Below are 25,146 nucleotides of genomic sequence, written 5' to 3'. Positions count from 1 at the left end.
TTAATTAAATTTAAATATAAAAAAATCACTGACAATTATCATTAGATAAGTTTCATCAGTGACTATTTTAACATTTCTCATTCATTTTTTTATGATAAAGATTTCAAAATTTATTTTCCAGAATCACCATAATTTGATAAGACGCGAGCGGATGGGTCAGTAACTTCTGCCCCAACCCAATCGCGATTTGGCATCCAAAAATCAAGAATCCAATCTTCATATCCTGGATAAAATTCTTCAAAAATCTCACGATACATCAATGATTCTTTGGTAAATGGTGTATGTTTTGGATACTTTTCACTGGCCTTTGCTAAGTCTTCATCAGAATATTTTTCGTCAGCAAATTCTTTTAAATAGTCAACCATTGAGTGACCAACAGCGTCAGAAAAAGCAGCTTTTTCTCTGAATAAAATCTCATCTGGCAATAGTTCAGTCCCTTCAAAAGCATGACGCAAGAGATATTTCCCTTTGCCATAAGTATTCAATTTTCTGCTGGGATTAATGGACATGACATAGGCCGCAAAATCCAAGTCAGCAAAAGGAACACGCGCTTCAAGAGAATGAGCCGCTAAACAGCGGTCAGCCCGCAGGACGTCATACATATAAAGTTCATGCACTCGTTTTTGAGCTTCTTTTTGAAAGGCACCCGCTGATGGAGCAAAGTCAGTATATTTATAACCAAACATTTCATCAGAAACTTCACCAGTCATCAAAACTTTTAGCTCTGTATTCTCATGAATATATTTACAGATTAAATACATGCCAATAGAAGCCCGGATAGTTGTGATATCCCATGTTTCTAAGTGCCAAATCACTTCACGGACTGCTGAAAGCACATCTTCTTTTGTCATCAGAATTTCGGTATGGTCAGTTCGTAAGAAATCCGCCACTTCACGAGCATATTTCAAATCAATCGGATCGGTTTCCATTCCAATAGCAAAGGTTTTGATTGGAATTTCTAATTCCTTAGCTGCAATCGCACAAACCAATGATGAATCTAAACCCCCTGACAAAAGATAGCCCATTGGAGCATCTGCATGAAGACGTTTTTTGACTGCACGTTCCAATTTGCGACGAATATGTCCTGAAATTTCAGCCAAAGGTTCTTCAACAATTGTTGAAACCTCAGCAATGTCATTAAAAACATGAAATTCACCATTGGCATAGTAGTAACCAGGAGGAAATGGTGTCACATCATTACATGTTGAAATCAGTGCTTTGGCTTCAGAAGAAAAACAAATTTTGCCAGTTAATTTATTATAACCATAAAAAAGTGGACGAATCCCAAAGGGATCACGAGCGGCAAAAATTTCAGCAGTGTTTTCATCAACCAAGACAAAAGCAAATTCAGCATCAAGCATTTTTACCATTGTTTCGATTCCAGTAGTTTCAAAAAGTGGTAAAAGAACCTCACAGTCAGAATCGCCAGTAAATTGATAACCTTTTGTTTCCAAGAACTTACGGAGACTTAAAAAGTTATAGATTTCACCATTACACATAACTCTTTTGCCATTCAAACCAAAGGGTTGACGTCCCAAGTCTGATAAATCCATGATTGAAAGTCGGCAAAAACCAAAATCATTTCCCAAAGTATCACGAACATGCTGTTGGTCATCTGGACCTCGATGCTCAATCAATTCCAAATTACTTTTAAACTCTTCTATCGTTAAACCAGATGTTTCCATAAATAAAAAACCGCACATAATTTCCCCCAATAATAATTATAATTTTCAATATTATATCATAATTGTCTGGAAATTTCATAATAAAATAAAAAATAGCGATAATTCGCTATTTTCATTACATATAATCATCACGATTATAGCCAAAGTCAGCTAAATCCATTTTTCGGTCGCGCCAGTCATTTTTGATTTTGACCCAAGTTTCAAGATAAACTTTATCCCCAAGCATAATTTCAATATCTCGACGAGCCATTTTTCCGATTTTACGAATCATATCGCCGCCTTTACCAAGAATAATCCCCTTTTGGCTCTTGCGTTCAACAATAATTGTTGCCATGATGTGAATCTTACCAGTTTCTTCATCTCGAGTCATTTGGTCAGTAGTGACCGCGATTGAATGCGGAACTTCTTCCCGAGTTAATAATAAGATTTTTTCACGAATCATTTCTGAAACAAGAAAACGCTCAGGATGGTCAGTGATTTGATCTTCTGGGAAGTATTGAGGACCCTCGTCCAATTTTTCAGAGAGCGTATCAATTAATCTTTCTGTATTATTCCCTTGTTTAGCTGAGATTGGAACCACTTCAGAAAACTCCATTTGTGAAGTATAATCGGCTACAATTTCAAAAAGACGGTCAGGATGAATTTTATCAATTTTATTGACGACCAAAATGACAGGAACTTCTGCCTTTTTCAAGCGCTCAATAATCATATTTTCACCGGTTGAACGTGGTTCATCCGCCGCAACCATGAACAAAACGACATCACATTCACGTAAAGTCGAATAAGCAGATTGAACCATGAAATCGCCTAAAGCATTGTGTGGTTTGTGAATACCTGGCGTATCAATGAAAACAATTTGTTCATTTTCTGTAGTATAAATTCCTTGAATTTTATTTCTTGTTGTTTGAGGTTTATCTGACATGATGGCAATTTTTTGTCCCATCACGTGGTTCATAAATGTTGATTTTCCAACATTTGGACGACCTAAAATCGCCACAAATCCTGATTTAAATTTGTTATTTGTCATAGCGCTATTATAGCATAAAATCAGCCCTTTTTAAGTAAAATTCTAAAAAATGATTGTGAAAATTACTGACAGAATAATCAGCAAAGCTGACAAGTTCTTTATTCGCCGATTTAAAACTCATCCAGCAATCGCTTTAAACTGACGGAAAGCGACAGAGTCTTTAAAAATCATTTGTCATCTCCGTCAGCTTGTTAAATCCAATTATGTTCAGTGCAAATTTACTGACAGAATAATCTTGTATTCAAAAATTACTGACAGATTTATTGTTTAACTTTCAAACAATAAAATTACTGACAGCTGACAAAAGAAAAAATCATCAGCTAACTGATGATTCCTCTATTTACCGAAATATCTTGATTATTTTTATTTGTCACCACGGCTACGCATTACGAAACCAGCTGATTTTTCAGTTCCTGTGGTACGTTTACGAGGAGTTTTTTCTCCTTGTTTACGATCGTCAAAACGACGGTCATCACGTTTTCCACGGTAACCTCCGCGGTTATCATCACGGTCTTTCCAGTTGCGTTTACGGTCTCCACCGCGTTCGCCATCTTTACCATCACGATTTCCACGGTAGCCACCACGATTTCCATCACGGTCGCCATTTCCACGACCTTTGTAGCGTCCGCCGCCACCTTTACCTTTTTTCTTGAAGCCTTTTCCTTCACCATTATATGGCAATGGACGTTCAGCTGTAATCTTAACTTCTTCTTGATTATCAGGGTCTTTTACGCGACCTTGAAGAAGTAAAGCAACCAATTCTTTAGCATCAAATTTTTCAAGTAGGCTCGCTGCTTGTTTGTCAAATTTAGCCAATTTTACTTTAGCTGAATCGTCAGATAAATCACGAAGCACATCATCCATAGCTACTGAGAGTGATGCTTGGTAAGCTTCTTCTTTTGTAGGTGGTTTCAAGCCTTTCATTGGCTTTTTAGTCATATTTTCAATGGCACGAAGATAACCCATTTCATTGTATGAAACAAATGTTACTGAACGTCCTGATTTACCCGCACGGCCGGTACGACCGATACGGTGAACATAGCTTTCTTGGTCTTGAGTAATGTCGTAGTTATAAACGTGAGTAACTCCTGACACGTCGAGTCCACGAGCAGCAACATCAGTTGCAACCAAAACGTCAATATGTCCTGCTTTGAAATCACGCAAAACAGCCAAACGTTTATTTTGGTCCAAATCTCCGTGCATTCCTTCAGCACGGTAACCGCGCAATTTAAGACCACGAATCAATTCGTCAACACGACGTTTTGTACGACCGAAAACAATTGCAAGTTCTGGACGTTCAACATCAAGCAAACGAGTCAAAACATCAAATTTTTCAAATTCTTTTGTTTTTACAAAATATTGATCAATACGGTCAGCAGTCATTTCTTTGGCTGCAATTTTGATGTGTTCAGGATTCTTCATGAATTTCACACCAATTTTTTTGATGTCATTTGGCATTGTTGCTGAGAAAAGCAATGTTTGACGAGCTTCTGGTGTTTTTTCAATGATGAAATGAATGTCTTCCAAGAATCCCATGTTCAACATTTCATCAGCTTCATCAAGAATCAAAGTTTCAAGTTGATCCAATTTAATTGCTTTACGTTTAATCAAGTCAACCAAACGTCCTGGTGTTCCCACAACAATATGTGCACCAGCTTTAAGACCTTTAATTTGTTTTTCAATACTTGAACCACCAAAAACAGTACGAACTTTAAGTCCTTTTGATTTACCAAAACGGAAAAGTTCTTCTTGTCCTTGAACCGCAAGTTCGCGGGTTGGAGCAATAACGAGTGCTTGAATAGCTGGATTAGAAGCATCAATTTTTTCAATTGTTGGAAGACCAAATGCTGCTGTTTTACCAGTTCCTGTTTGCGCTTGACCTAGAACGTCACGCCCTTCAAGTGCAAGTTTAATTGTTTGTTCTTGGATTGGTGTTGGTTGTTCATAACCAATCTCTGTAAGTGTATTTACGATTCCTTCTGACAGGCCGAGTTCACTAAATTTCATTTTTTACCTATATTTCTACTGCGTGTTCCCACGCCAAACTTTTTATTACAGGGTACGAAACCCTTGCTACAGGCGAAATTTATGTGACTCGCCTGACGTAACTTATCTATTATAGCATAATTTTTTGACTGAAAATGCTTACGCCCTTTACTTTTTTTAAAATATTTTCATAAAAAATATACTGACAAAACTGTCAGTAAATTTTTATGATATTTTTTTAAAGAATATAAGCTTTTCTACTATATAAAATATCTGTCAGTAATTTTATACTGAAAATTGTTCCATTAATTCAACATCTGGATATTTATCTTTAAACCAACGCATGGCAAATTCATTTTCAAACAAGAATAAAGGATGGTCAAAACGATCTCGTGCCAAAATATTACGTGAACTAGACATTTTTTCATCTAAATCTTCTTCTTTAATCCAACGAACCGTTTTTGTCCCCATGGGTGTCATGATTGTTTCAGAATTATATTCACGCTCCATCCGGTCTTTAAAGACTTCAAATTGAAGTTGCCCAACCGCACCAAGCATAATATCACCAGTTGTATAAGATTTGTAGAGCTGAATAGCTCCTTCTTGTACCAATTGGTCAATTCCTTTTTGGAAAGATTTTTGTTTCATCACATTTTTCGCTTGGACACGCATAAAGAGCTCAGGGGTAAATGTTGGCAATGGTTCAAAAGATTTTTTCAATTTACCTGTGGTTAATGTATCCCCAACCTGATAAGTTCCAGTATCATAAACCCCAATAATATCACCAGCTACAGCATTCTCAACATTTTCTCGCGATTCAGCCATAAATTGTGTGACATTTGAGAGTTTCACTTTCTTACCCGTCCGAACAAGATTAACATCCATTCCTCGTTCAAATTCACCAGATACAATCCGAACAAAAGCAATTCGGTCACGGTGACGTGGGTCCATATTTGCTTGGATTTTGAAAATGAAACCAGAAAAATCAGGATTTAAAGGTTCAATTTCTTCTTCATCCACCGTTTTGTGTGAATGAGGCTCTGGTGCATATTCTAAAAATGTTTCAAGGAAAGTTTCTACCCCAAAACTTGTTAAAGCTGAACCAAAGAAAACTGGTGTCAATTGTCCTGCAACAACTTCTTCCTCAGAAAATTGATTCCCAGCATCCAAAAGTAATTCAGCATCTTCTAAAGCTTGAGTAAAGAATGGATTTTTTGTCAAAGGATGACTAGCCGGCACTTCCCCATTTTCATCAAATTCAACAAAACGTTTACCATCCTCAGGTTGATAAACTTCCACACGACCATGCGTAAAATCATAAAGACCTTGGAAATTTTTTCCCATTCCGATTGGCCAATTCATTGGTACACTAGCAATTCCAAGAATTTCTTCCAATTCAGAAAGTAAATCAAGCGGTTCACGTCCATCACGGTCCAGTTTATTAATGAAAGTGAAAACCGGAATCCCTCTGCGTTTTACAACTTGGAAAAGTTTTTTCGTTTGTGCTTCAATCCCTTTAGCACTGTCGATAACCATGACCGCAGCATCAACTGCCATCAATGTTCGGTAAGTATCTTCTGAGAAATCTTCGTGACCAGGCGTGTCCAAGATATTAACACGTTTGCCTGCATAATCAAATTGCATGACAGAACTTGTTACAGAAATTCCACGTTCTTTTTCAATATCCATCCAGTCTGACTTAGCAAAATTACCCGTTTTACGAGCTTTTACAGTCCCCGCTTCCCGAATGGCTCCCCCAAATTTCAATAATTGTTCTGTAATCGTCGTCTTACCAGCATCCGGGTGACTGATGATGGCAAAAGTCCGGCGTTTTTTTATTTCTTCTTGTAAAGTCATTTATACTCTCTTTTTCTTTAATTATTCATTTATATTTTTAATTTATTTTACATTGGTTAAACCTCAAAAAATAGTTCTTTTAATTATATCAAAATTTGCCCTGATTTTATAGTTGATTTTTATAAATCTTACCAACAAACTAAAGAGTTAAAAAATTAATTCGATTGGTAATTAAACAAAAGAAAAAACAATCAGCAAAACTAATTGTTTTATCATTAAATTTTTTATTTATACAGTAGCGTTTTTCTTGTAAATTTCTGCCTCTGCTTCTGTTGAGAAGACAAAATGTCCTGGAGTAATTTCCCGCATTTCACGTTCTTGTCCATCCAATTCAGCCGTTGGGTCATAAACAATTGGAGTCCGTTCACGCTCAGAAATAGGATCTGGTGACGGAATTGAACTTAGCAAACTCTTAGTATAAGGATGAATTGGATGATTGTAAACTTGATCAGAAGTTCCAACTTCCAAAATTTTCCCCCAGTGCATGACACCAATTCGGTCAGAAATATATTTAACCATTGACAAATCATGAGCAATAAACAAGTAAGTCAAGTTTTCTTTTGCTTGAATATCTCTCATCAAGTTAACAACCTGAGCTTGAATTGAAACATCAAGTGCTGAGATAGGCTCATCAGCTACGACAAATTTAGGTTTTACGGCAAGTGCACGTGCAATCCCAATCCGTTGACGCTGTCCACCAGAAAACTCATGCGGATAACGTGTCAAATGGTCATCATTCAATCCAACCAAACGTAAGAGTTCCAACACACGAGCATCACGTTCAGCCTTTGTTTTTACTAAACCATTAGCATCAAGTCCTTCAGCAACGATATCTTTAACGCGCATCCGTCCATTCAATGAAGCTTGTGGATCTTGGAAAATCATTTGTGCTTCTGAACGATACTCACGCAACTCTGAACCTTTTAAATTACGAACATCTTTACCTTCAAAGAGAATTTCTCCACCAGTAATGAAATTATCATAAAGTTTAAGAATTGCTCGACCAATCGTCGTTTTACCAGAACCAGATTCTCCAACGAGACCAAATGTTTCTCCTTCATAAATATCTAAAGAAACATTATTAATTGCCTTATTAGCCCCTTTTTTTCCTTTATTAAAAGTCAAATCAAGGTTTTTCATTTCAATTACTTTTTTAGGTTCTGTCATCATTTATCCCCTTTCAATTCTTCCCAGCGTTTCCAGCGTGCCAAGATATTATCGGAAGGCGTTACTTTTGGTGCTCGTGGGTCTAAAAGCCAAGTTTTGGCAAAATGTGTTGGAGATACTTCAAAGTATGGAGGTTCTTCTTCAAAATCAATTGCCAAGGCAAATTTATTACGTGCTGCAAAGGCATCCCCTTTTGGTGGATTCAATAAATCCGGTGGAGTTCCTGGAATTGAAACCAATCGGTCCACACTTGAATCAACCGTTGGCATTGAATCTAAGAGTCCCCAAGTATATGGATGTTGCGGGTTATAGAAAATTTCTTCAACTGTTCCGTATTCAACAATTTCACCCGCATACATTACCGCCACTTTATGCGCAAAACCAGCAACAACTCCCAAGTCATGGGTAATGAAGACAATAGATGAATTAATTCTTTCTTGCAATTCAGCCATCATATGCATAATTTGTGCTTGAATTGTAACATCAAGCGCAGTTGTTGGTTCATCTGCAATCAAGATTTCAGGGTCAGCAGCCAAGGCAATCGCAATAACTGCACGTTGACGCATCCCGCCTGACCATTGGTGTGGATAATCATTAATATGCACTTCTGCATCAGGAATTCCGACTTGTTGCATCAATTCCAGTGCTCGTTTCATGGCATCGGCTTTGCTCATTCCTTTGTTGTGTTTCAACAAAGGTTCAGCAATTTGTTTTCCAATACGCATTGTTGGGTCAAGAGAAGTCATTGGGTCTTGGAAAATCATTGAAATTTCATTTCCACGAATTTTTTGCCACTCTTCTTCTTTTAAATCAAGAAGGTTACGCCCTTTAAATAATAATTCACCTTGTGGTATTACCGCATTTTTCGCATTCAAGCCCATCAAAGTTTTTGTTGTTACTGATTTACCAGAGCCAGACTCCCCAACAATCGCTAGGGTCTGTCCTTTTTCTAAATCAAAAGATACATCACGAATCGCTTTAACATCTCCAGCATAGGTGTGGAAATTGACATGCAAATTTTTAACTTCTAATACTTTTTCTTCTGCCATTTCTAATCCTCACTTGCTCTAGGGTCAAATGCATCACGCAAACCATCTCCAAAGAAGATAAATGTGAGTGAAAGCACAGACAATACTACTGCTGGAATAATCAATTGGAATGGATAGAATTGCAAGCTTGCAATCCCATCATTAATCAAAGTCCCCAAAGAAGACGTTGGCGGTTTAACCCCAAGGTTAATCGCTGATAAAACAGCCTCATACATAATCATACTTGGAATATCAAACATGATTTGGACAACAATAACCCCTGAAACGTTTGGCAACAAATGTTTTACTGCAATTTTCCAAGTAGATTGTCCTAAAGTTTTTGAGGCCAAGACGAAGTCACGCTCCTTATAGGAGAGAACCATGTTCCGTACCTGCCTGGCCATCCCGGTCCATGCAAATAGACCAATCGCAATAATAATTGATGAAATCCCTTGTCCCAAAAGTAGGGCAAGCATTGTTACTACAACTAAGTTAGGTACAGATTGGATGATTTCAATAATCCGTTGCATGACCATATCGACTTTTCCGCCCATCCAGCCGGAAATAATCCCATAGGTCACCCCGATTACTAAGTCAATCAAGGCGGCAGCAAGGGCAATAATCAATGAAATACGCAAACCAACAATTGTTCGTTTAGCTAATGAGCGACCATATTTATCAGTCCCGAAGACATATTTGTCTTTGCTTGGAACATCTTGTGATTTATAGACATCTGTTCTTTCAGTAGAACCCGGTGCTTTAAATTCACCATTCCAAAATGGTAAATCACCTGATAGTTTTGGTGGAAGATTTCCATAAACTTGTGATTTATTTGGATCAAAGTAATTTGCCTTTGATTGTGGTACAACAAATGCTGAGATTACTGAGAAAACCAATGTAATCGCAATAATCCACATGGCAACCAAAGCTACTTTATTTTTCTTAAAACGACGCCAAGCATCTTGGAAAAAACTCAAGGCAGGTTTCGCAATTTTTTCTGTTGAATCTGAACCCTTTGAACCAACAAGGGTGAAGTCTTTATTTAAATTTTCCATTTCGACAAACCCTTTCTAGAGACGAACTCGTGGATCGACAATCGCGGTCAGAATATCTGTAACCAAGATAAATACCATCAAGATTACCGCATAAACAATTGTTGTTGCCATAATAACTGGAAAGTCTTTGGCTGGAATTGAATCAACAAATTGTGAACCAATCCCGGGAATTGAAAAGATTTTTTCAATCAAGACCGAACCTGTCAAAAGATTGGCAGCCATTGGTCCAATCAAAGTCAACATTGGAATCAATGAATTACGTAATGCATGTTTATTGACCACTTCTTTTTCAGAAAGTCCCTTAGCACGAGCTAACAAGATGTAGTCTGAAGATAGAGACTCAATCATTTCAGAACGAACAAAACGTGTTACCACAGCCATTGGCGCAAAAGAAAGAGCGATTGTTGGCATAATTGTTTGTGAGAAGGTTCCCCAACCAGAAATTGGGAAAAGATTCAAATTAAATCCTAAGTAAAGAAGGATTAAGGTACCAATTACGAATGAAGGAACTGAAATCCCAAGAACTGAAACAAAACCAAAGATTCCATCAAGCAATCCATTTTTACGACGAGCGGAAGCTTTACCCATAAAAGCACCAAGAATTGTCCCAAGAATAAGTGCTTGAACTCCAAGTTGCATTGAAACTGGTAAACGTTGAGCGATCATTGTAATGACAGGTTGATTTGTATAAACAAATGATGTCCCAAAATTACCTGTGAACATGTGTCCTACATAGATAAAGTATTGTTGCCAAAGCGGTTTGTCTAAACCATAAGCATGTTTTAAAATTTCCAGTTGATCTGGCGTTAGTTTGGGATTTGAGAAAGGTGTTCCGGGCATGACTTGCATCATAAAGAAAGTCAATGTCACAATCAGGAACAAAGTCAGAAGCAAAAGCCCCAAACGTTTAAGAATATATTTAACCATAAAAATTTCCTAATCTAAGCAAAAGATAGGGTTGGCAATCTGCCAATCCTAACTTTCTTGCTCTAAAACTCTATTATTATTTGAGGTAAGCTGTTTTGAAGTCATACATTAAACCAGTTGAACCAAAGTGTACGTCCTTAAGGTTAGGATTACGGAGGACTGGAGTTGTACGGAAGTACAGCGGATTGAGATTTGATTCTGTATAAAGTGCTTCTTCAGCAGCTTTATAGTCTGCGTAATGCTTTTCAGGATCAAGAGCATCTGTTACTTCAGCAGCTTTAATAGCTTTATCATAAGTAACGTTGTCGATTTTACCATTGTTATTTGGTCCATCTTTTACAAATAAATCAAGGAAAGTTGATGGTTCAGCATAGTCACCACCCCAAAGCGAGATGACCATATCAAAGTTACCAGTTGTTGAGTCATTCAAACGTTGTTTAAATGGTACTGACTTGATATTAAGTGTCAATCCTGGAAGTTGTTTTTCCCATGCTTGTTTAAGGAAAGTTGCTGAGTCTTTAGAAGCTGATGTATCATCAGTGGTCAAAGTCAACGTAAGTTTAGTTTCGCCAATTTCGCTCAATCCTTTAGCCCAAGCTGCTTTAGCTGCTGTAGCATCGTATTTGTATGGTTGTGCTGCATACTTAGCGAAGTCTTCACCAGTATTTGTTTTAGCCATACCCGCTGGTGTTAAGCCTGTCGCAGGATTCGAAGCAGGCGTTACTGTATCAACATATTGTTGGCGGTCAGTAGCAAGGTTGAAGGCTTCACGAATGTTCTTGTTAGCAAGAGCTTTATTTTTTCCAGATTGATTATATTGAATGTAAGCTGTTGTTGCTTCATCCAAAGATACGACATCTTTATTATTTTTATTTGCTTTGAAAAGGTCTGGGTCACCAATGCTTGCTTGGACAATCTTACCTTGTTTATAAAGGTTAAACGAAGTTTTAGGGTCTTGAACGACTTGGAAGTCGATTTCTTTAGTTTTAACTGCGCTCTTATCCCAATAATCGTCATTCTTCACGATTGAGAATGTTTGGTTTGAACCGTTCCAACCTTTTGATTTTTCAAATTTATATGGTCCTGAGTAAACCATTTTTTCTGAAGATGTTCCGTATTGTTTTCCGTATTTTTCAACCACTTTTTGGTTGAGTGGATAGTAAACAGAGTTAGCTGTCAAGAATTCAAAGTATGGTGTTGGTTGTGCAAGGGTAACAACGAATGTTTTGTCATCAGTTGCTTTAACACCGAGTGTTGATTTATCAGCTTTACCACCATTAATCTCGTTGGCGTTTTTAACTGGGCCAAGGAGGTATCCGTATTCTGAGGCAGTCGCTGGATCAACCGCACGTTGCCAAGAATAAACGAAGTCTTTAGCTGTCAAAGCATCACCGTTTGACCATTTCAAGCCATCACGAAGATGGAAAGTATATGTCAAGCCATCTTTTGATACATCAACTGATTTTGCCAATTCTGGCTGTGCTTTACCATCTTTGTCCACACGGGTCAAACCAGCATTGGTATTACCAATAATGATATTTGAATATGTATCTGTCGCGAGTGATGAATCCAACGTTTGAATCGGTGATGTCAAATTCCATTGAATGTCTTTTGATGATGACGATGAGCTAGAACCGCTATTGCCGCATGCTGCAAGCAAAGCTGCCGAACCAAGTGCAACTGTAGCTAAGGTAACTTTTTTCCAAGTCTTCATGTAATTTCCCTCTTTCATGAATTGTGTCTGACTTCGCAATTTTTATTATTGTCAGAAAATTTATTATATTGGTATTATACTTAATTCAACCTGAATTGTAAAGTATAATGGTTATGTTTTCTGAAAATTAACATTTAATTTTTAAATAGCGGAAAGTTTTCACAAACTTTTGAAAAATATTTTTATACTACACTTTTATTTAAAACCCTTTCATTTAATTGGGCTCTGACGGGTTCGTGTTTTATTTTTGTAGAAAGAATATTCAATAAAAAAGATAAATTTTCAGAAAATTTATCTTTTTGTATTTTTTATTTAACATAAGCCGATTTTAGGTCGTAAGCTAAACCGGTTGAATGAAATTCTAGACCTGTAATTTTAGGATTCATTAAAGCTGGATTGGCTTGGAAATCAACTGGATTGATGTATGACCCTTGATAGAGGGCTGTTTCTGCCGCTTTGTAGTGTTCATCTACTTTGGCTGGGTCAAGAACGTCTGGCGTTGTTGTTGCTGCTTTAAAGGCATCATCATAAGTTTTACTAGAAAATTTACCGTCATTATATGATTGGCCTGTCGTAAAGAGTTGCAAGAAAGTTGAAGGTTCAGCGTAATCTCCACCCCAACCTGAGAGAACCATATCAAAATTTCCATTTTGAGCATCATTCAATCTTTGTTTGAATGGAACAAGTTTTAAATTGACAGTCAAGCCTGGTAGATTTTGTTGATAGGCTGTTTGTAAAAAGTTGGCTGTTGCTTCTGACGGTGCTAAATCACCAGCAGCTTCAAGGCTAAGGCTGAGTTTGGTTAAGCCAAGCTCTTTTAATCCTTTTTCCCAGAGCTCTTTTGCTTTTGTCGGATCATAGCGATAATCTTGTTTTGCATAAGTTGCAAAATCTTCTCCTGTTGAGGTCTTGCTCATTCCCACTGGTGTAAAGCTTGTCGCAACGGTCGAACCTGGTAGGGCTGTTTTGACGACTCCTGCTCTGTTAGTTGCCAAATTTAAGGCTTCACGAATATTTTGATTGGCTAGTGCTTTTTGAGCGTCTGGACTTGAGGCATTTTTACCAGATTGATTGTATTCAATATAGTCTGTCCGTGCTTGTTTAAAGACAGTATAACCTTTCGTCTTTTTATTGGCATTAATCAAATCAGTTGTTGAAAGGAGCGTAAAATCAAGTTTTCCTTGTTTATAAAGCTGTGCTCCTGTGTTCGCATTTGAAATGACTTGGAAATCAATTTGTTTAGATTTGACTGCTGATTTATCATAGTAGTTTGGATTGGCGTAAATTGAAAAAGTTTTATTGGTTCCTGTCCAACCTTTATCAGATTTGAACATGAATGGTCCATTATAAACGGTTTTATCTGAGGATGTTCCATATTGTTTGCCATATTTATCAACAACTTTTTGGTCAAGGGGGTAATAAACAGGTTCTGACAAGAGAAATTTAAAATATGGTGTTGGTTGTGCCAATGTGACTGTAAATTCTGTATCTGACTCGGCTTTAATTCCTAGACTATCGAGTGATGATTTACCAGAAATAATATCATTAGCCCCAGAAACTGCCCCCATCAAATAGGCATATTCTGAACCAGTTTTAGGGTCCACTGCTCTTTTCCATGAATAAACAAAATCTTTAGCAGTCAACTTGTCACCGTTTGACCATTTCAAATTATCTCTAAGAGTAACCGTGTAGGTCAAGCCGTCTTTTGAAACGTCAATTGATTTTGCAAGTGCTAAGGCAGCATTTCCTTTAGAGTCAACGCGTGTCAATCCTTCTTCCACATTTCCAGCAACATCATAAGAATACTGGTCAGTTAAAATTGTGGTATCAAGTGATGCCACATCTGTGGGAATTGAAAATTTGATGTTTTTTTGCTCACTTGTTTTTGTGCCACAGGCCACTAAAATAATTCCTGACAGGGCAATAAGGCTGGTGAGTCCAATAATTTTTCCTTGTTTCATCTGCTTTCTCCAAATCGTAAAGATACTATTTAATTTTCATATTATTCTGAAAATTAAATGTGGACTTATTATACTTTTTCAAAAATACATTGTCAAGAATATTGTTGTATTTTTCTGATAATTTAATGAAAATAAAAAAATACTAACTTTCTGTCAGTATTTTTTATCATTATAATTTTTCAACAACCTCTGAAAGTTTCATGCTATTTGAACCTTTGAATAACACTTGGTCAGTTGGTTTCAAATCTGCTGACAGACTTTCTGTCAGTAAATCTAAATCTGTAAAATGGCTGACCGCTTTGTCAGTCGAAATTTCTGCCAAGTTTTTCATCATTTCACCATAAAGATAGACTTTATCAATTTTATTGAAATCAATAGATTTCAATATATCTTTATGGAGTTGGGCTGCACTGGGTCCAAGTTCTAACATATCAGCAAGAACTGCAATCTTTCGACCATTCTCATTTTTAGGAATGGCTTGGAAAGTTTCCAAAATCAAACGCATCGCTGTCGGATTGGCATTATAAACATCACTCAAAAGGTCTGCACCATTTTTTGCTTTTTTCCACTCTGTCCGATTTCTGGTCAGCTCTACTTCCTTCAAAGCTTTTTTTATTTCGGCTTCTGAAAGTCCATAATGTAAGCCAACATAAGCAGCTAACATAGCATTCGTCGCATTATATTTACCAGGAACTGGAATAGTAATTGATTCATCTAAAAAATTAGTTTCAAAAGTTAATTTTTCTTTGTGCTCGACTAATTTTGTAATAAATAAATCTTCACCGGGTAAACCAAAGCGACTAATTTTTTGATTGTCTGGGATAAAAGCATTAATAATTGGGTCAGCAGGGGCAATAAGCTCACCATGCAAACCAGCCGTAATCCCCATTTTCCCTTTAGCAATATTTTCACGACTTCCCATAAATTCAAGATGTGCTTCACCAATTAAGGTAATGACAGCAAGTTCAGGCTTAGCAAGCTCTGATAAAAAATCAATATCACCAGGGTGATCCATTCCCATTTCCAAAATTAATTTTTCAGTATCATCCGGCATATGTAAAATGGTGTAGGGTAAGCCGATTTCATTATTGTGATTCCCTTGTGTTTTGTATGTTTTAAATTTCTTAGACAAAACAGCAGCAATCATGTCTTTGGTTGTTGTTTTTCCATTTGAACCTGTCACCGCAATGACTGGAACTTTTGTCTTTTCAAGATAATATTTTGCTAATTTTTGGAAAGCAAGCAGATTATCATCAACCAAGAGATGAGCTTGTTCGACTTCTTTTTCTGAAAAGCTGATTATTGCTCCATTATCAAAAGCGATTTCGATGAAATCATGACCATCTCGTGCCCCCTTAAGTGGCAAAAAGATATCCCCTTTTTCAATCAAGCGGCTGTCAAATTCAATTTTATTGACTGACAAATCTGCCAGTTGCGACCAATCATTTTTTGCGCCAACGACTTGGGCGATTTCGTGAATTGTGAGTTTCATAGTGACTCCATTATAACACTTTTTACTGACAAAAAAATCTGTCAGCAATCGATTTACTGACAGATTTGTATTTTTTATAAAAGATGATTTTCAAGTGTTTCAAAAGTTTCTTTAGCTAAATCAACTAACTTTTCAATTAAATCAGAATAAGATAAGCCCATATTTTCCCAAAGCAATGGATACATTGACCATTGTGTGAATCCTGGAATGGCATTAATTTCGTTGAGATAAACATTTCCATCCTTAGTCACAAAGAAATCGCAACGTGACAAGCCTGTCCCATTGACTGCTTTGTATGCTTTTACAGCATATTCTTGCATTTTTTGAGCTAAATCAGCAGGAACTTTTGCTGGAATGTCCATTTGAATTTTATTATCAATATATTTTGAGTTGTAATCATAAAACTCAACATCTTTCACAACTTCACCTGGAAGCGTTGCAGCAACGTCACTATTATTTCCCAAAACAGCACATTCGATTTCACGCGCATCCACACCTTGTTCAATGACAACACGGTTATCATATTTATAGGCTTCACTTAGCGCAGGTTGAAGATCTGCTAAATCATCAACTTTTGAAATTCCAACACTAGACCCCATATTAGCAGGTTTAACAAAAACTGGAAATTCTAATTTTTCGACTACTTCTTGAGCAATTTCTCCTTGATTTTCATCAGCAAAAGCCGCAACATAAGGAACTTGGGGTACACCAACCGCTTCAAAAACGTGTTTTGCCAATAATTTATCCATTGTGCTTGACGCAGATAAAATATTTGGACCAACATATGCCAAACGTAAAATTTCTAAAAATCCTTGAATCGAGCCATCTTCACCCATTGGTCCATGTAAAACTGGGAATACAACGGCATCTTTTTCGTATATTTCTGCTGGTGAAATCTTTGGATAAGATTCTGCCAAATCATTTGTCAGTAGTTTTTCTTCTTCAGCAGGTTTGTCAGTGAATTCTTGTGTTTTTATGAATTCACCACTCTTAGTGATAAAGTAAGTTTTTACAACAAAACGAGAATAATTAACAGCTCTCATCACCGATTCTGCTGATAAAACTGATACTTCTCGCTCAGCAGAACGACCACCATACAACAAAATTAATGTTTCTTTTGACATATTTCTTCCTTTTTTTACTGACAGCTTTGTCAGACACTTCTTTTTACTGACAGCATGCGATATTTTTACAATATAATTCTGTCAGTAATGTCTTTTTTATTTTACCACAGAAAAAATCAAATTTCCAACCGATTCTCTACTGCTTTTGATAAAGTAATTTCATCTGCGTATTCTATATCAGACCCTACAGCTAATCCACGAGCCAAGCGAGTGACTTTAATTCCTGCAGGCTTAATCATTCGAGCCAGATACATGGCGGTTGCTTCTCCGTCAGAAGTGGCATTAGTTGCGATAATCACTTCTTTAACCTCTGAATCCATTAATCTTGTAATCAATGTTTTAACATTAATTTCATCAGGAGAAATTCCATTCATTGGACTAATCGTACCATGCAAAACATGATAAAGTCCTCGATATTCCCGGATTTTTTCCATAGCAAGAACATCTTTAGATTCTTCAACGACCAATATAGTTGTTCGATCACGCGTTGGATCGGTACAAATGGTACAAGGATCACTTTCTGTTAAATTCCCGCAAATCGAGCAAAAACTCAAATCCCGTTTTGCTGACAGAAGATTTTTTGCAAATTCATTGACATCTTGATCTTCCATGCCAATCGTATAAAAAGCCAATCGAGTCGCTGTTTTTTGACCAATCCCTGGTAATTTTGAGAACGACTCAATCAGGCGAGCAATAGGTTCAGGATAATACATATTTCACCAATTCTTCACTTGTAAATATTTTATTCAATTTATTAATTTTACTATAAAAGACTGAAAATGAAAAGGAAAGGTGATAGAATTCTCAATCACTTATAAATAAAAAGCCTCTCCTATCAGAGAGAACTTTTTTTAATTTTTACGAAAAGCTTCATTTGAATAATACAAATCAGTAATTCCCGTTACAATACTTTGGTTTGCTTTTGTTCCACTTGAAGCATTACTTTCAGTATTATCTGGAAGTACAACCGCAATAGCAATTTCTGGATTGTCGGAAGGAGCAAAGGCCACTGCATTATTAGCTGTTACAATAACTTGACTACCATCTGCCAATACTTTTGTACTTTCGGAAGTCCCTGTTTTACCAGAGATAGAAACCTTTGATGAATCCATTGAACGACCAGTAGTCAATCCACCAGCCCCATGAACAACAGCATACATCCCTTGATGAAGAACATCCATATTATCAGGAGTGATATTTACCTTATCCATGATTTTAGGAGTAATATTTTTGATAAGCGTGCCAGGCTGTCCGTCAGTTCCACCTTCATAAATTCCTTGGACAATGTGTGGTGACAAACGAGTTCCGTTATTTCCTAAAGTTGCCGCATAAACCGCCAACTGAAGCGGCGTATAGTTATCATACTGACCAAATGATTCATACAATACATTGACCCCAGAAGCTGCCTCAGATTTAGCTGAAGGGAGATATCCTGTTGATTCTCCAGGAATATCAAAACCAGTTGATGCTCCTAAACCATAAGAAGCAAAAGCCTTACGAAACTGCTCATAAACTTTTACTCGGTTACTATCATTGAGATATTGCCCCGCTGCCGTATAGGGAGCACCTAACATTCTCATTGCCAATTGCATCATGTAAGTATTTGATGAATATTGCAAAGCTTCAACAGCTGTTAAAGCCATTGGCGAAGCATCCCCCCACCAGTCATTGATAGGATTAGAACCTTTAAATTGAATAGACTGCGCCGTTAAAGTGTCATTTCCAGAAATTACACCAGCATTCCAAGCAGCAGTCAATGTTCCCATTTTGACAACAGACCCCGGTGTGAAGACGCTTTGGAAAGTTCCTAAAGTATTTTCCGTAATTGTTCCTGTATTAGGATCTCGTTGATAGCCAGATAAAGCTAAGACTGCCCCCGTTTTAACATTTAACACAACAGCATAAGCCCCTCTATTATACTGACCATAGCCTTGGGCAATCAGTTGATCTAATTGTGTTTTAACGATATTATTAACCCCGTTTTGGAAATCTAGGTTAATAGTTAATTTTAAATCATCCCCACGTTTTCCTTTTTGGATTGTTTTTGTTCCAGAAACATCACCATTTTTGTCAAATTTAACCTTACTAATACTATGCGTTCCTTGAAGCTCACTTTCGTATCCCTTCTCAAGAAGCCCAGTTCCCACACGGTCATTACGTTGATAACCTTTTTTAAGATAGGCATCCAAATCCTCTGCTGGAATTCCGGATTTTTGTGAAGTAATGGTTCCCATAAGTGGTGTCAAAGAATTTTGAGCATATGAACGATCCCAAGAAGTCCCAATTGTAATTCCTGGTAAATCACCTTCTTGTTCAGCAATTGTCGCTTGCTGCTCTGCTGTAATACTTCCAGTAGCAATTTTAGTAGTGTTAAAAGTAGTGGTACTATTCATTTCTTTGAATAATTTTGCGGCAAAAGTTTGTTCTGCTGTAAAATTCAAGTCACTATCTTTAACTTTACTTAATTCGACATCATAAATCTGTGAACCAGTTAAATCATTACCCTGTTTATCTTTCTTTTCCTTTTCAGATAAACTATTAGCTATTTTTTCTAGATTTTTAGAATTAGCCAAGAAATAGTCTTTCTTATCACGCGTTGTCAAATCAGCAACATCAATGTTACTAGATAAAATAGTTGCTAACTTATTGGCTACCTGATACATTTCATCAGCAGTAGCATTTTGACTTCTTGTAAATTCAACAGCCTGAACCGCAACTGTAGATGCCAAAGCTTTTCCTGTTGCATCATAAATATTTCCGCGAGGCGCACCTTCAATAATTTGAACATCTCCGCCTGCACTAATTGATTTTTCGGCGTAGAAATGTGAATTCAATACCTGCATATTGAAGAGCTTTCCAATTAAAATCATAAACAAAACAAAGATAACAAAAAATAAGAGGTTCACTCGTTTTGGAATTAATTTAGTTGGATCTTTTAAAATTTTTACTTCTTTATGTGATTTTTTAGACTTATCGTATTGCTTGCGCTTATCATTTTTTCTTTTATTATCTGACATTTCGACTCCAAGAATGAGTTTTATAAATAGTTTTTACATTCAAAATTTGTACTTAAACATTTTACCACATTTATGAAAACTTTTCCTTACAATTTTGATTCCTATCAATTTAATCAAATAAAAAAAGAAAACTCAAATACGTTTTCTTTTTTGTCATCTAAAATTTTAGTTCCTTATCAAATAATCAAAAGCTCCTAGAGAAGCGGTCGCCCCAGTCCCCATTGAAATAATAATTTGCTTATAAACACTATCCGTACAATCTCCCGCTGCAAAAATACCCGGAAGATTTGTTGCTCCAACTTTATCAGTCAAAATTTCTCCACGTGCGGATAAGTCAATTGTTCCCTCCAACCACTGGGTATTCGGAACTAAACCAATTAAAACAAAGACACCAGCAAGCTCTAATTGAACAATTTCTTTAGAGCCACGAACTTGATAATTCAAGCCCCTAACCTTGTCATCTCCTAAAATTTCTTTTGTTTCCACATTGGTGAGAACAGTAACATTATTTAGGGTCGCAAGTTTTTCTTGTAAAATTTTGTCTGCTTTAAGTTCAGGTAAAAATTCTAGAACAGTAACATGTCTAACCAAACCAGCTAAATCAATAGCTGCTTCGATTCCTGAATTTCCGCCACCGATAACCGCTACATCTTTTCCTGCAAACAAAGGACCATCACAATGTGGACAATAAGCGACTCCTTTGGTTTTAAATTCTTGCTCTCCTGGAATTCCCAAATCTCGCCAACGAGCGCCCGTTGAAATAATAACTGACTTACTTTTTAGAAGTGCCCCATTTTCAAGACTCACCTCAATCAAGTCTTTTTTCTCTAGCTTAACTGCTTTTTGCAAGTTCATCAAATCGACAGGGTATTTTTTCACATGTTCTTCGAGCTGACGACCAAGTTGAACCCCTTCAACATAAGGCGTTCCAATGAGGTTTTCAATTCCTAAAGTTTCTAGTGGTTGACCGCCAAAGCGTTCAGCGATTAAACCTGTCCGAATCCCTTTACGCGCAGCATAAATAGCTGCACTTGCGCCAGCAGGGCCTCCACCAACAACTAAAATATCATAAGGTTCTTTATCAGAAAAAGCTTCAGAACTCTCTGGACCAGTAATTTTTTCTAGTAATTCTTCAAGACTAGCTCGTCCATTATGAAATTCTTCACCATTTTTGAAAACAGTTGGAACCGCCATAATCCCTTTTGCTTCCACTTCTTCTTGGAACATTCCTCCCTCAATCATTGTGTGACTAATATTGGGGTTGAGAATACTCATTGTGTTTAATGCTTGGACAACATCTGGACAGTTATGACAAGTTAAACTCACATAGGTTTCAAAGTGAAGTGGATTTTGAATCGCTTGAATTCGCTCAACTAATTCTTGTTCAATCCGTGGAGGGCGTCCACTTACTTGGACAAGCGCCAAGACCAATGAATTCAACTCATGACCTAATGGTAGCCCTGAAAAAAGGACTCCAGAAACACCTTCTCTTTCAATAGAAAAAGCTGTTTTTCGGTTGAGTTTTCCTGTTTCTTTTGAAATCATTTCAGACAAACTTGCAAGTTCATCTGTAAATTCTGCTATTTTTTTCCCATTTTCGCTCTCTAAATCTGCATCAACTTTTAAAATAATTGGATTTTCCAACAAATCCATATAAGGCATCAACTGAGCACGAAGAGTTTCATCTAAAATCATATTAAACCTTTCTGTCATTAAGTTTCTAAAGACAAATAAAGTGAGCCAAGACTCACTTTTTTATTCTATATTTTACCTACAAGGTCAATACCAACGTGAAGACTTGCTCCGTCCTCTTTCCACTTAGCGGGACAAACTTCCCCTGGATGATTACGCACATATTGAGCAGCTTTAATCTTATCAACCAATTGACTTGCATCACGTCCTATGCCATCAGCCGTAATTTCAAGCGCTTGAATCACACCGTCTGGGTCAATAATAAATGTTCCACGTTGAGCCAATCCTGCTTCTTCATCAAGAACATCAAAAGCACGTGAAATTTTTTGTGAAGGGTCTGCAAGCATTGGATAAGTAATTTTTGAAATAGCATCACTATGTTCATGCCAAGCAGCATGGACAAAATGGGTGTCAGTTGAAGCTGAGTAAACTTCTACACCAAGCGATTTCAAGGTTGGATAAGTTTCTTCTAAATCTTCTAACTCTGTCGGACAAACGAATGAAAAGTCTGCTGGATAGAAACAAAGCACAGACCATTTTCCATAAAAGTCTTTATCGGAAACTTTAATAAATTTCCCACCAAGATAAGCATCTGTTGAAAATTCTTCTATTTTTTTACCTACTAATGACATAAGATTCTCCTTTTTCTTCTTTAAAGCTTTACTATTAAATTATCTCAAGAATAAAATGAAGAATCAATTAATTTGTTCAAAAACTTACAAACTATTGCATTGATTACAAAAAAATACTCTAAGTCCTAAATAGATAAGTATCTATTAGGACTTAGAGTATTTTCATTCAAATATTATGCTTTTTTAGGAGCCAAGTAGTATTCGTTTTGAACGTTCAAGTTGTCATCAAATTCGAAAACAAGTGGTGGGAAGTTAGGGATTTCAACATCCATAATTTCGTCATCAGAAAGTTTTTTGATTTGTTTAACGAGTGCACGGATTGAGTTACCGTGAGCACCAACGAAGACATTTTTTCCTTCTTTCAAAGCTGGAGCGATTTGGTCTTCCCAGAATGGAAGAGCACGTTCCAAAGTAACTTTGAGGTTTTCAGCATCAGGAATCAATGAATCTTCAAGACCAGCGTAACGACGGTCTCCGTGAGCTGTATATTTATCATCATGATCCATTGCTGGTGGCAATACATCATATGAACGACGCCAGATGTGAACTTGTTCATCACCATGTTTTGCAGCAGCGTCAGCTTTGTTCAAACCTGTCAAACCACCGTAGTGACGTTCGTTCAAGCGCCATGATTTAACAACTGGTACCCAAAGTTGGTCTGAATATTCAAGAGCAAGGTTAGTTGTTTTGATAGCACGTTTCAATACTGAAGTGTAAGCAATATCAAATTCGATTCCAGCTTCTTTAATCAATTTACCAGCTTCAATCGCTTGTTTAGTTCCGTTTTCAGAAAGGTCAACGTCAGCCCAACCTGTGAAAAGGTTAGCAAGATTCCATTCAGATTCACCGTGACGTGCAAATACTAATTTTGGCATTTTGTGTATTCTCCGTTTATTTTTACTTGAACGAAATTTAGTTCGTTCATTTACAAAGTTAATTTTACTACATTTTTCCTTTTTTTTCTAGCTTTTATTTTCTGTAAGCCCTTTTATTTACTGACAGAAGCTTTGGCTAACCTAAAAACCTTTTCTTCATTTCCATTTTTTAAAAATTACTCATGTAGTTCTATTGGTAAGTCATCTGGATCATAGAAAAAGAGCATTTTTCTGTCAGTAATTTCGTCCTGACGGATTTCCTCCACTGTGACTCCTTGACTTATTAAATAATTTCTATCTTCTTCAATATTTGTCGTTTTAATAGCTAAGTGGCGATAGCCTTTTGCTTCTGGATAAGTTAGGCGTTTAGGGGCATCAGATTTGATAAATAATTCAATTTCTGTTTCTTCATTCATCTTTAAATCAAGCTTGATATCTCCTTTTTCTGGGCGGTGATTTTCTCGAATGATTGAAAATCCTAAAATGTCAACGTAGAACTGACGAGATTTTTCATAATCTGCGGCAATGATAGCGATGTGATGAATTTTATTGAAAGCTGGTTGGTACATCTTGCGGCTCCTCTTCTAAGTTCTCTTATTCTAAAATTTGAACTTCTTCACCCATACTTTTTAAAGTTTGGACATGACCTTCACCCCATGAGCAAAGAATATCTAATAAACCATTTAAAGTTTCACCATAAGGGCTTAGAGAATATTCAACCTTCGGCGGAACTTGATTATAAACCTTACGGACGATAATATTATCAATTTCTAATTCTCTTAATTGCTGAGTCAGCATTTTTTGACTGATTCCTGGAATTTGGCGTCTCAATTCTCCTGGACGACTTGGATTATGTCTTAAATTACACAAAATAATTGGCTTCCATTTTCCACCAATAACATCCATTGTCGCTTCAACACCAATATTATAAATTTTTTTCAAAATTAATTCCCTTTCTAATCCCTTATTTTATCCAATTATTACTTTTTAGTATGTATGACACAAAAAAGTAGGTACTGTTCAAGAGGTTTTATTTATTATATACTAATTTTCTGCCAAAATAAATTATATGAGGAGCAAAAAGTGAAACTTAATAATCAGATTGAAATTCCAGAACTTGGTTTAGGTCTTTTTCAAATTCCAAATGAAAAAACTGCTGATGTTACAAAGAATGGAATTGTTAACGGATACCGTTTAATTGATACAGCTAAAATTTATGAAAATGAAGAAGGAACTGGCCAAGGAATTAAAGAAGGCTTGGCCTTGACAGGACTTTCTCGTGACGATCTTTTCATCACTTCAAAACTTTGGGGAGATAATCATTCTTATGAAGAAACAATTCAAAACTTTGAAGAAAGTTTGAAAAAATTGAATTTAGATTATCTAGATTTATATCTTATCCACTGGCCAGGCACACATTATGCTTACAAAAAAGCTTGGAAAGCAATGGAAGATTTATATAAAGCAGGCAAAATAAAAGCGATTGGGGTCAGTAACTTTCAAAAATCAAATTTAGAAGAACTTCTTAGCTATGCTGAAATCACCCCTGTTTTAAATCAAATTGAACTCCATCCAAAACTACCACAAGAAGAACTTCGTAATTTCTTAGAACTTCATGATATCAAGGTTCAAGCTTGGTCACCTTTGATGCAAGGTCAATTATTAGACAATGAAGTCCTCAAAAAAATTGCTAATAAACATGGAAAATCTGTGGCTCAAATTATTCTTCGTTGGGATATTCAACAAGATATTTTAGTAAATGTAAAATCTATTAAAAGTGAACGAATGATAGCTAATCGTCAAATTTTTGATTTTTCACTTGACTCTGAAGATATGAAAGCTATCAACTCACTCAATGAAGAACTTCGTGTCGGTCCAAATCCAGAACATTTTAATTTTTAAGAAAG

The 25,146-nt window shown here is 36.5% G+C and carries 20 protein-coding genes; 1 reads left to right on the top strand and 19 read right to left on the bottom strand.

Going from position 1 to position 25,146, the window contains the following annotated elements; genetic code table 11:
• Nucleotides 1-110: 110 nt before the first annotated feature.
• The 19 genes from asnB to ACRYLU_RS01680 all read right to left on the bottom strand — a co-directional run bounded on the left by asnB (nucleotide 111) and on the right by ACRYLU_RS01680 (nucleotide 24,181).
• Complete coding sequence (gene asnB, locus ACRYLU_RS01770; protein ID WP_195362609.1) at nucleotides 111-1,703, bottom strand: asparagine synthase B; 1,593 nt, start codon at nucleotides 1,701-1,703, stop codon at nucleotides 111-113.
• Between the two features lie 97 nt (nucleotides 1,704-1,800).
• Nucleotides 1,801-2,712 carry a GTPase Era gene (gene era, locus ACRYLU_RS01765; RefSeq protein ID WP_003131632.1) on the bottom strand — a complete coding sequence of 304 codons (912 nt, stop codon included), beginning with the start codon at nucleotides 2,710-2,712 and terminating at the stop codon, nucleotides 1,801-1,803.
• Between the two features lie 363 nt (nucleotides 2,713-3,075).
• Nucleotides 3,076-4,719, bottom strand: coding sequence for a DEAD/DEAH box helicase (locus ACRYLU_RS01760; protein ID WP_038599099.1), 1,644 nt, complete (start codon nucleotides 4,717-4,719; stop codon nucleotides 3,076-3,078).
• A 264-nt stretch (nucleotides 4,720-4,983) separates the two neighbouring features.
• A complete protein-coding gene (locus ACRYLU_RS01755; RefSeq protein WP_015425810.1) occupies nucleotides 4,984-6,555 on the bottom strand; it encodes a peptide chain release factor 3 in 1,572 nt (523 codons plus the stop codon).
• Between the two features lie 228 nt (nucleotides 6,556-6,783).
• The gene (locus ACRYLU_RS01750) at nucleotides 6,784-7,725 is read right to left on the bottom strand and encodes an ABC transporter ATP-binding protein (protein ID WP_015425809.1); all 942 of its coding nucleotides are present in this window, start codon (nucleotides 7,723-7,725) and stop codon (nucleotides 6,784-6,786) included.
• Nucleotides 7,722-8,771 carry an ABC transporter ATP-binding protein gene (locus tag ACRYLU_RS01745; RefSeq protein ID WP_003131637.1) on the bottom strand — a complete coding sequence of 350 codons (1,050 nt, stop codon included), beginning with the start codon at nucleotides 8,769-8,771 and terminating at the stop codon, nucleotides 7,722-7,724. The genes ACRYLU_RS01750 and ACRYLU_RS01745 overlap by 4 nt, the downstream gene beginning before the upstream one ends.
• A gap of 2 nt (nucleotides 8,772-8,773) precedes the next feature.
• On the bottom strand, nucleotides 8,774-9,805 hold the full coding sequence (locus ACRYLU_RS01740) for an ABC transporter permease (protein WP_003131638.1): 1,032 nt from the start codon (nucleotides 9,803-9,805) through the stop codon (nucleotides 8,774-8,776).
• A gap of 15 nt (nucleotides 9,806-9,820) precedes the next feature.
• Nucleotides 9,821-10,732: an ABC transporter permease gene (locus ACRYLU_RS01735; RefSeq protein WP_033900442.1), complete on the bottom strand. Its 912-nt coding sequence runs from the start codon at nucleotides 10,730-10,732 to the stop codon at nucleotides 9,821-9,823.
• Nucleotides 10,733-10,808: 76 nt separating this feature from the next.
• The gene (locus ACRYLU_RS01730) at nucleotides 10,809-12,446 is read right to left on the bottom strand and encodes a peptide ABC transporter substrate-binding protein (RefSeq protein ID WP_445081363.1); all 1,638 of its coding nucleotides are present in this window, start codon (nucleotides 12,444-12,446) and stop codon (nucleotides 10,809-10,811) included.
• 308 nt (nucleotides 12,447-12,754) lie between these two features.
• The gene (locus tag ACRYLU_RS01725; RefSeq protein ID WP_445081112.1) at nucleotides 12,755-14,407 is read right to left on the bottom strand and encodes a peptide ABC transporter substrate-binding protein; all 1,653 of its coding nucleotides are present in this window, start codon (nucleotides 14,405-14,407) and stop codon (nucleotides 12,755-12,757) included.
• A 169-nt stretch (nucleotides 14,408-14,576) separates the two neighbouring features.
• Nucleotides 14,577-15,899: a UDP-N-acetylmuramoyl-tripeptide--D-alanyl-D-alanine ligase gene (locus ACRYLU_RS01720; protein ID WP_445081111.1), complete on the bottom strand. Its 1,323-nt coding sequence runs from the start codon at nucleotides 15,897-15,899 to the stop codon at nucleotides 14,577-14,579.
• 74 nt (nucleotides 15,900-15,973) lie between these two features.
• Nucleotides 15,974-17,023: a D-alanine--D-alanine ligase gene (locus ACRYLU_RS01715; protein WP_445081110.1), complete on the bottom strand. Its 1,050-nt coding sequence runs from the start codon at nucleotides 17,021-17,023 to the stop codon at nucleotides 15,974-15,976.
• A 116-nt stretch (nucleotides 17,024-17,139) separates the two neighbouring features.
• Complete coding sequence (recR, locus tag ACRYLU_RS01710) at nucleotides 17,140-17,736, bottom strand: recombination mediator RecR (RefSeq protein WP_038599083.1); 597 nt, start codon at nucleotides 17,734-17,736, stop codon at nucleotides 17,140-17,142.
• Nucleotides 17,737-17,874: 138 nt separating this feature from the next.
• The gene (locus tag ACRYLU_RS01705) at nucleotides 17,875-20,040 is read right to left on the bottom strand and encodes a penicillin-binding transpeptidase domain-containing protein (protein ID WP_098393160.1); all 2,166 of its coding nucleotides are present in this window, start codon (nucleotides 20,038-20,040) and stop codon (nucleotides 17,875-17,877) included.
• Nucleotides 20,041-20,205: 165 nt separating this feature from the next.
• Nucleotides 20,206-21,735 (bottom strand): alkyl hydroperoxide reductase subunit F, encoded by a 1,530-nt coding sequence (ahpF, locus tag ACRYLU_RS01700; RefSeq protein ID WP_445081109.1) that lies wholly within the window; start codon nucleotides 21,733-21,735, stop codon nucleotides 20,206-20,208.
• Between the two features lie 65 nt (nucleotides 21,736-21,800).
• Nucleotides 21,801-22,364 carry an alkyl hydroperoxide reductase subunit C gene (gene ahpC / locus ACRYLU_RS01695; RefSeq protein ID WP_003131651.1) on the bottom strand — a complete coding sequence of 188 codons (564 nt, stop codon included), beginning with the start codon at nucleotides 22,362-22,364 and terminating at the stop codon, nucleotides 21,801-21,803.
• Nucleotides 22,365-22,537: 173 nt separating this feature from the next.
• Complete coding sequence (locus ACRYLU_RS01690) at nucleotides 22,538-23,239, bottom strand: phosphoglycerate mutase (protein WP_003131652.1); 702 nt, start codon at nucleotides 23,237-23,239, stop codon at nucleotides 22,538-22,540.
• Nucleotides 23,240-23,415: 176 nt separating this feature from the next.
• Nucleotides 23,416-23,808: an SMU1112c/YaeR family gloxylase I-like metalloprotein gene (gloA2, locus tag ACRYLU_RS01685; protein WP_038599077.1), complete on the bottom strand. Its 393-nt coding sequence runs from the start codon at nucleotides 23,806-23,808 to the stop codon at nucleotides 23,416-23,418.
• 25 nt (nucleotides 23,809-23,833) lie between these two features.
• Nucleotides 23,834-24,181, bottom strand: coding sequence for a winged helix-turn-helix transcriptional regulator (locus ACRYLU_RS01680; protein ID WP_003131654.1), 348 nt, complete (start codon nucleotides 24,179-24,181; stop codon nucleotides 23,834-23,836).
• A gap of 141 nt (nucleotides 24,182-24,322) precedes the next feature.
• Between ACRYLU_RS01680 and ACRYLU_RS01675 the strand changes: the two genes are divergently transcribed.
• Complete coding sequence (locus ACRYLU_RS01675; RefSeq protein WP_445081108.1) at nucleotides 24,323-25,141, top strand: aldo/keto reductase; 819 nt, start codon at nucleotides 24,323-24,325, stop codon at nucleotides 25,139-25,141.
• Nucleotides 25,142-25,146 lie beyond the last annotated feature (5 nt).

Source organism: Lactococcus sp. KTH0-1S (assembly GCF_052544945.1).
Note: the sequence above shows the minus strand (reverse complement) of the source record. Positions and strands in the feature narration are given on the sequence as shown.

Excerpts from the sequence above, each read along its gene's own strand:
- asnB (WP_195362609.1), bottom strand. The coding sequence starts at position 1,703 with ATGTGCGGTTTTTTATTTATGGAAACATCTGGTTTAACGATAGAAGAG.
- era (WP_003131632.1), bottom strand. The coding sequence starts at position 2,712 with ATGACAAATAACAAATTTAAATCAGGATTTGTGGCGATTTTAGGTCGT.
- ACRYLU_RS01760 (WP_038599099.1), bottom strand. The coding sequence starts at position 4,719 with ATGAAATTTAGTGAACTCGGCCTGTCAGAAGGAATCGTAAATACACTT.
- ACRYLU_RS01755 (WP_015425810.1), bottom strand. The coding sequence starts at position 6,555 with ATGACTTTACAAGAAGAAATAAAAAAACGCCGGACTTTTGCCATCATC.
- ACRYLU_RS01750 (WP_015425809.1), bottom strand. The coding sequence starts at position 7,725 with ATGATGACAGAACCTAAAAAAGTAATTGAAATGAAAAACCTTGATTTG.
- ACRYLU_RS01745 (WP_003131637.1), bottom strand. The coding sequence starts at position 8,771 with ATGGCAGAAGAAAAAGTATTAGAAGTTAAAAATTTGCATGTCAATTTC.
- ACRYLU_RS01740 (WP_003131638.1), bottom strand. The coding sequence starts at position 9,805 with ATGGAAAATTTAAATAAAGACTTCACCCTTGTTGGTTCAAAGGGTTCA.
- ACRYLU_RS01735 (WP_033900442.1), bottom strand. The coding sequence starts at position 10,732 with ATGGTTAAATATATTCTTAAACGTTTGGGGCTTTTGCTTCTGACTTTG.
- ACRYLU_RS01730 (WP_445081363.1), bottom strand. The coding sequence starts at position 12,446 with ATGAAGACTTGGAAAAAAGTTACCTTAGCTACAGTTGCACTTGGTTCG.
- ACRYLU_RS01725 (WP_445081112.1), bottom strand. The coding sequence starts at position 14,407 with ATGAAACAAGGAAAAATTATTGGACTCACCAGCCTTATTGCCCTGTCA.
- ACRYLU_RS01720 (WP_445081111.1), bottom strand. The coding sequence starts at position 15,899 with ATGAAACTCACAATTCACGAAATCGCCCAAGTCGTTGGCGCAAAAAAT.
- ACRYLU_RS01715 (WP_445081110.1), bottom strand. The coding sequence starts at position 17,023 with ATGTCAAAAGAAACATTAATTTTGTTGTATGGTGGTCGTTCTGCTGAG.
- recR (WP_038599083.1), bottom strand. The coding sequence starts at position 17,736 with ATGTATTATCCTGAACCTATTGCTCGCCTGATTGAGTCGTTCTCAAAA.
- ACRYLU_RS01705 (WP_098393160.1), bottom strand. The coding sequence starts at position 20,040 with ATGTCAGATAATAAAAGAAAAAATGATAAGCGCAAGCAATACGATAAG.
- ahpF (WP_445081109.1), bottom strand. The coding sequence starts at position 21,735 with ATGATTTTAGATGAAACTCTTCGTGCTCAGTTGATGCCTTATATGGAT.
- ahpC (WP_003131651.1), bottom strand. The coding sequence starts at position 22,364 with ATGTCATTAGTAGGTAAAAAAATAGAAGAATTTTCAACAGATGCTTAT.
- ACRYLU_RS01690 (WP_003131652.1), bottom strand. The coding sequence starts at position 23,239 with ATGCCAAAATTAGTATTTGCACGTCACGGTGAATCTGAATGGAATCTT.
- gloA2 (WP_038599077.1), bottom strand. The coding sequence starts at position 23,808 with ATGTACCAACCAGCTTTCAATAAAATTCATCACATCGCTATCATTGCC.